The sequence below is a fragment of the Dietzia sp. DQ12-76 genome (genome assembly GCF_014145045.1).
Taxonomy (GTDB): domain Bacteria; phylum Actinomycetota; class Actinomycetes; order Mycobacteriales; family Mycobacteriaceae; genus Dietzia.
In genome coordinates this window covers 1-1,750 of the sequence record NZ_JAALDV010000039.1, presented here as the reverse complement: position 1 = coordinate 1,750, position 1,750 = coordinate 1, and the positions used below count along the sequence as shown (strand labels likewise).

Below are 1,750 nucleotides of genomic sequence, written 5' to 3'. Positions count from 1 at the left end.
CGAGCCGGGCGGAGTCGACGCGGTTGACCTGGCCCATGCCCACGCCGACGGTCGCACCGGCCTGCACCAGCAGGATGGCATTGGACTTGACCGCGCGGCAGGCCCGCCACGCGAACAGCAGGTCGCGCAGGGTCTGCTCGTCGGCGTCGTCCCCGCAGGCCTTGGTCCACCCCGCGGTCACGTCGCCGTCGGCGTCCAGCGAATCGCGCTGCTGCACCAGCACGCCGCCGGAGATCTGCTTGCGCTCGAGCTCCGCCTGCGCCGGCGGGTCGGCCTCGAGGATCCGGATGTTCTTCTTCCGCTGCAGGATCTCCACGGCACCGTCGGCGTAGGAGGGCGCGATGATCACCTCGGTGAAGATCTCGGCGACCTGCTCGGCCATCTCCAGACTGACCTGACGGTTGGCGGCGATCACCCCGCCGAACGCGCTGACGGGGTCACAGTCGTGGGCGGCGCGGTGGGCTGCGGCGATGTCGGCGTCGATCGCGATGCCGCACGGGTTCGCGTGCTTGATGATCGCCACGCACGGCTCGGCGTGGTCGAAGGCGGAGCGCCAGGCGGCGTCACCGTCGACGTAGTTGTTGTAGCTCATCTCCTTGCCGTGCAGCTGCTCGGCCTGGGCGAGGCCGGGGGCGGCGGCGGAGTCGGTGTACAGGGCCGCGCGCTGGTGCGGGTTCTCCCCGTAGCGCAGGGTGGCGGCCAGGTCGAGGCTCTGCCCCTGCCACACCGGGAAGTCCTCGCCCGAGTCCTGCGACGGTGATGCGGTCTGCTCCGTCATCCAGGTGGCCACCGCGACGTCGTAGGCGGCGGTGTGGCGGAAGGCGGCGGCGGCGAGCCGACGGCGCTGATCCAGCGGGAACCCACCCGCGGCCACCGCCTCCAGAGCCTCGCCGTAGCCGGCCGGGTCGACGAGCACCGCGACGGACGGGTGGTTCTTGGCGGCCGCGCGGACCATGGACGGACCACCGATGTCGATCTGCTCCACGCACGCGTCGTAGTCCGCGCCGGAGGCGACGGTGTCGGTGAAGGGATAGAGGTTGACGACGACGAGCTCGAACGGCTGCACACCGAGATCCGCGATCTGCTCGAGGTGCTCGGGCTTGCGCGTGTCGGCCAGGATGCCGGCGTGGACCCGTGGGTGCAGCGTCTTGACGCGCCCCTCCAGGCATTCCGGGAACCCCGTCAGCGAGTCGACCGGCGTCACCGACACCCCGGCGTCGGCGATCCTTTGCGCGGTGGAGCCGGTCGAGACGATCTCGACCCCGGCAGCCGCCAGACCCCGGGCGAGGTCCTCGAGTCCGGTCTTGTCGTAGACGCTGATGAGCGCACGGCGGACGGGCCTGCGGGAGTCGGTCACGATAGGTGCACCTTTCGACCTTCGATGTGGAGTCGGCCACGGGCGGCGGACTCGAGGACGTCGACGAGCAGCTCGCGCTCGACGATCTTGATTCGTTCGTGGAGGGAGGACTCGGTGTCCTCGGAGAACACGTCGACAGCGCGCTGGGCGATCACCGGGCCCGTGTCCACCCCCGCGTCGACCAGGTGGACGGTACATCCCGTGACCGCCACTCCGTAGGCAAGCGCGTCCCGTACCGCGTGGGCACCGGGAAAGGAGGGCAACAGGGCGGGGTGGGAGTTGAGCACGCGGCCGGTGAACTCCCCGAGGAACGCCTCTCCGAGGATGCGCATGAAGCCCGCCGAGACGATCCAGTCCGGACGCAACCCGCACACGGCCTCGGTCAGCGCGCTG

General features: G+C 70.7%; 2 protein-coding genes. Both read right to left on the bottom strand.

What is annotated here, in order from left to right; genetic code table 11:
- Positions 1 to 1,357: bifunctional phosphoribosylaminoimidazolecarboxamide formyltransferase/IMP cyclohydrolase (gene purH, locus G6019_RS02130; RefSeq protein WP_182626959.1), on the bottom strand; the 1,357-nt coding region annotated here is incomplete at its 3' end.
- On the bottom strand, positions 1,354 to 1,750 hold a 397-nt coding region (gene purN / locus G6019_RS02125), incomplete at its 5' end, for a phosphoribosylglycinamide formyltransferase (RefSeq protein WP_182626957.1). The genes purN and purH, both read right to left, overlap by 4 nt.